Raw genomic sequence first — 4,738 nt, forward strand, 5'->3', positions numbered from 1 at the left:
AGATGAAACGCCTGACCGCCGATTTCAATCGCGACTGGCCCGACGTGACCCGGACGCGCGAGAGCTTCGTGCTGGCGGAAAGATTTCCAATTGGTTCTTGACTTGGGTGCTTGCTCATCGAGCTGCGGCAGCCATCAATTAGCGAGTGGTCGCCAGAGGCTCGCAATTGTAAGTAATCGACAATGCGCACTCAGACAATAGCCCAGCCTTGTGAGGCCGGTGCTGGATACGGAAATGATGGTCTCACGTGGTCGAGTCCAGCCAGCGAAATATTAAACCCATCTATATCTCCCTCAGGATAGCTTCAACTTCGGGTATCAAGTTTCGCCCGGGGCAGTCGGTAGGGGCATGAAGTTTGTGGATAGTGACGCTGGACGTTGGAAGATTCCAGCGAACTAAGAGCCACTTCAAAAGGCCCCGCAATGCCTCTCTTTGCTCTGGGCGTACCGCTTCATGTTCGAAGTCACCCTCGACAGCAATCTGAATGTACCCTCTAGGATCGTAGCCCGTATTAGTGTCACCGGCGAACCTTACATCCCGTCCCTCAGCGATTGAGCCCCTTGCGTCGATATAGAAATGATAAGGTACATCGGGCCAGGATGGTTTTGACTTTGATGGTGAGACTCGACCCGGCGACTGCGAGAATGCCTGCAAGCCGCGCATCTTCGCTTCGATGCTCGTCGAGATGTTACTGCGAACGCCCGTGTGATGTATAATAATACCAATGACAGTCTGGGCTGTCATTCCACCATTTGCCGATTTCGCTCGCCATTGTTCGCGCGAGATGATCTCCGGCTGCGCGCCCTGAGCTTCTGGGGTTCGGTCAGCAGAGGACCGCTCGGTACTGGTCGCGCTGCAATTCGAAAGGGTTGCAGCGAGCGCGAGTAACAAAACAAGCTGCTTCCCCATAGCCATTCCTTCGGGTCTGAAGTTCGAATGGAGCGTATTCGGGTGTTATTAGGAATACCTAGACGATGGTCAGGGCGGCCCAAGCCGGCCGATCGGCACCCAAGTTAGGCGCGATTCAGCAGCTATTTTTAAAGTACGCTGTTGGATATCCGCGCTGCTTGTATCCTTGTGCGGTGCTCTGGGCTGTGTCCCTATTCAGCGGGCCGACTCCAACACAGTACCAGCCGGCGCGGAAGTTGGGATAGTAATTACGAGCATTTGTGTCGATGAGTTGTGCTTGAAGCGCACCGCTGACTCCACGGGCGACACTTAGATCTTCGGAGCAATATGCTATCGCGTAGTAACCGCACCTGCGGCCTCCTTCCGAGGGCGGGCTCGGCTGCGCAGGGCTGGGTGCTAAAGCGGCGTTGGGCGCCTGAAGCGCAGCGGGTGCTATAGCCGTTGCAGGTCGAGCACTCGAGTTGGCCCTCTCATTTTCAGAGTCGGCCCTTTCCAAGACGGCATTTGCGAAGCAAGGGCTTGAGCCACTCTTCAACTCCCATACCATCTTGGCTTGAGCATTTGTAGTAAGAATGAGGTAGTAACAGGTAAACCCAGCGCCAGAGATCTGATAGTTTGATCCGCTTTCGCCCCTTGAACTCGTGATGGAGGCCTGACCGAGATTGGGTAAGCTAGCTTCGCGTGTCTGCCCGATCTTGTTGAAGACGATGTGCGGTCCAGGCGGACTGATCGAAACCCACACGCCGTCGAACATTTGCAAGGCATCGTCGGCGAGCGCACTTGCCGAGAAAGCCAATGATACGCTGGTCACTCCGGCAACGAGAAAGACGCGAACGCGCATCGCTCACTGCTCCGCGCTAGGGAGGATCTTTCTTGAAATGCGCAGACGGGAAACACACCGATGAGCCACCTTTGAGCTCCCAGGTCATCTCGCTATTGTTGATCTTGCCGACGAAGTATTGACACGAAAAGCCCTCGCCGGAGACCAGGAAGTTCGACCCGTTCTCGCCGTTTGATACCCGGATGGCCGCCTGTCCTAAGACAGGGAGGCTGGCTTCACGAGAGTTGAGGCCCACCTTGTTGAAGATGAAGTGCGGACCGGGCGGATTGACCGAAACCCAAACGCCGTTGAAAATGTCCAGCGCGTCCGCCCGAGCGTTAGCGGTTGCAAAAACAATAAAGCACCCGAGAGCGACCAAAAAACAGCGCATTGCGCTTCCCCTTCAGGTTAATATACTAAGCTCAAAAAGCCGTATGCGCGGCATTGCCAAGGCTACAACCACTGCATTAGGATTTCCAGTGTTTTGACGAGGCCCAGACTGAGCATGGAATAAGGGCAGAGGGGGATAGTATGTTGATAGTTAGGGTTTGGAAGATTGATTTCTTTTCGAAGCTTCTGGTGGCCGGCCTCTGGGCAGCCTTTTTCCTGCCTCAAGCCCAAGCGCAAACCCAAGGGCTTCTCGATGGTCGGTTGCTCGGCAACTGGCTCAAGAGTGGATCCGGAGACAATATTCGCTTTCTGTCAAATGGTGATTTGAACATTTCGTTTTCGGGGGCGGCAACCGTTTTCAACGGAGTCGGATCGGTCGAGAGGTGTGCCGATGGCGGTGCGAATATTTGCCTGGTCGGGCCGCGTTTTAGGTGCGCCTACCGGTATGCTTTTGCCGGTGAAGGACTAAATCTCTCATTCCGTACGGGTGGGCCGGACGTGGCCTGTAGAGCCGCGGCAGGCGATTACCGGCGGGTGGAGCCCTGAGCGACTGGGGCTACTTCCGATCTGAATTGTGCTCATCGAGCAGATCCGATGGGGCTTTTGATCCATTGGTCCCGCAAAACCGTCCGCTGACGGTTTGAGTGATGGCTTGAGCTATTTGCGCCTGAATTGTCTCCGTTTGAAGATTGATTTCGTCCGCTCGGTTGACGATCACGCCCGCCTCAAGGAGCAGAGCCGGATAGGGAGCGTCCTTCAGCACGGCTAACCGATCATTCAGATAGATCCCGCGCTGCCGATCAATGAGTTTTCGCCCTTCACCGGGAATCTTCATCGCATGGTGCAGCGAAGGCCGCAGTCCTTGCCTGATCAGTTCATCTGCCAAAAGCTGGGCAGCCGCTAAGCTCTCGGCAAACTTAGGAGTGAGCTCAGACAGGAAGATCGAAAAGCCGGAAAATTCGTCGCTGTAGTGGTTTGCTCGTCCGGCGAAGCTCCATTGATGGATAAACAACGGCTGAACTGAATCGTGATGAAGGGAGATAAATAGAGTTGGAGAATAGCGTTTAGCCTGGACGACTCGGTTGAGGAGCTGTTCTTGGCCTATGCCATGTACGACCAGCACGCTCACAAGGTACCCCGACCTTGCAAGTTCTAATGAAACCCTGCGAGCGAGGCTGAGGTTGAACTCAAACTCCGGCACGCCGCGCGCGCTAGTCGCTCCGGGTTGCTCAGGCGTGTGGCCGACGTCCAGCATCACCTTCACGATCGATGTGCAGTGCGGCACGGACACCGACTGTGGTGCTGCGGTGGGTATCAGGGCGATACTGCTAAGGCTGCTCGTGAGAAGCACAGTACGAAGGCAATACAATGCTCGCATGGAGGCCCTGGTCCAAAGCACCGCTTCTAATGCATTTGTCGATGGAGACCGATCCGATCCATCATACGGTTGAGTTCGAAGGAATTGTTAGCAGCCGTCACCACTGCGAAGCCGAGATAAGCAGGCTTTCAACTGGGAAATCCGCCTCGAATAGGCGCTCGCCAAGCAAGTTATATTCGTACCACAGGCATTTCGATCGTTGGACAACCAACTCTTCTCGGTTGCAGCCAATCTTGAAGAGCTTGCCGCGTCACCGTTGCTGCGAGCGTAAGCCTGAGCCGATGTATACAAAGCATCGAGATTTTGATCGAGCTGAGCTAGGCCGTCGTCTGAACAGACAGTTCTTTCCGCCTCATTCAATCGAGCGGAGCAGGAGAAGCTCGGAGAGACGGAGGGGCGAGGCGGTGGCGGAGGCGGCGGTAACGGGGCCGGCGCCGGTACTGGTACCGGTACCGGTACCGGGCTATCGGCTTGCTCGAAAGCAGCTGACTTGAAACAGACGTCCCCACCGCTCTTCAGCTCCCAGACCATTCTTGTCCGCTGGTTGGTGGTGAGTATCAGGTAAAAGCAGGTGAATCCTGGGCCCGAGATTCGGAAATTTGATCCGTCTTCTCCATTGGATGGACCTATCGTGGCTTGGCCAAGTATCGGCAAACTAGCCTCTCTTTGACCCAGGCTAATCATATTAAACACGACGTGCGGTCCTGGCGGATTTACTGCCACCCACACACCGTTGAAAATCTGCGTTGGGTCGCCCTGCGCCTGAGCGCCGACGGCTGAGGCCAGGAAGCTCAACGATACCAAGGTAATGGAACGACAAAACACTGTTTGCTCTGAACGTTTCTTCAATTCGGGTACTCAGTCTAATCCGCTCGCCAGCGGCTGATCAAGCTATACTCGACTGGACCGCGTCCGCTCCTCCCGAGGCCGGATCACTATCGCTGCACCATGTCCGATCCTCAAGTGTTGGTCGTCCGAACGCGTAGTTCCCCGCCTATTCAAGGGCTGCCGCGCGAGCGTCGTCCTGAATCGTAGTCGACAACATTGAACATCGGAGCTTCTGAACCTGGCTATGGCATTGAGGTGTATGGTCGTCGCAAGCGTCGCACTCGTTGCAAACCCATCGGCCGCTGCGCCGCCATCAGCCGCGCCGCTCGACGATGGCGCCGCGGTGGAGCGTGCGATCGGCGGCGCGAGATGAAACGCCTGACCGCCGATTTCAATCGCGACTGGCCCGACGT

General features: G+C 55.8%; 3 protein-coding genes. All 3 read right to left on the reverse strand.

Annotation, left to right across the window (positions count from 1 at the left end; translation table 11 throughout):
- Window positions 1-282: 282 nt before the first annotated feature.
- A complete protein-coding gene (locus tag QX128_RS33290; protein WP_410053206.1) occupies window positions 283-915 on the reverse strand; it encodes a peptidoglycan recognition family protein in 633 nt (210 codons plus the stop codon).
- 851 nt (window positions 916-1,766) lie between these two features.
- Window positions 1,767-2,120: a hypothetical protein gene (locus tag QX128_RS33140; protein WP_316239656.1), complete on the reverse strand. Its 354-nt coding sequence runs from the start codon at window positions 2,118-2,120 to the stop codon at window positions 1,767-1,769.
- Between the two features lie 555 nt (window positions 2,121-2,675).
- Window positions 2,676-3,374: an N-acetylmuramoyl-L-alanine amidase gene (locus tag QX128_RS33145; protein WP_316218925.1), complete on the reverse strand. Its 699-nt coding sequence runs from the start codon at window positions 3,372-3,374 to the stop codon at window positions 2,676-2,678.
- Between the last annotated feature and the right edge of the window lie 1,364 nt (window positions 3,375-4,738).

The sequence above is a fragment of the Bradyrhizobium sp. SZCCHNR1015 genome (genome assembly GCF_032489875.1).
Taxonomy (GTDB): Bacteria; Pseudomonadota; Alphaproteobacteria; order Rhizobiales; family Xanthobacteraceae; genus Bradyrhizobium.

Excerpts from the sequence above, each read along its gene's own strand:
- QX128_RS33140 (WP_316239656.1), bottom strand. The coding sequence starts at position 2,120 with ATGCGCTGTTTTTTGGTCGCTCTCGGGTGCTTTATTGTTTTTGCAACC.
- QX128_RS33290 (WP_410053206.1), bottom strand. The coding sequence starts at position 915 with ATGGCTATGGGGAAGCAGCTTGTTTTGTTACTCGCGCTCGCTGCAACC.
- QX128_RS33145 (WP_316218925.1), bottom strand. The coding sequence starts at position 3,374 with ATGCTGGACGTCGGCCACACGCCTGAGCAACCCGGAGCGACTAGCGCG.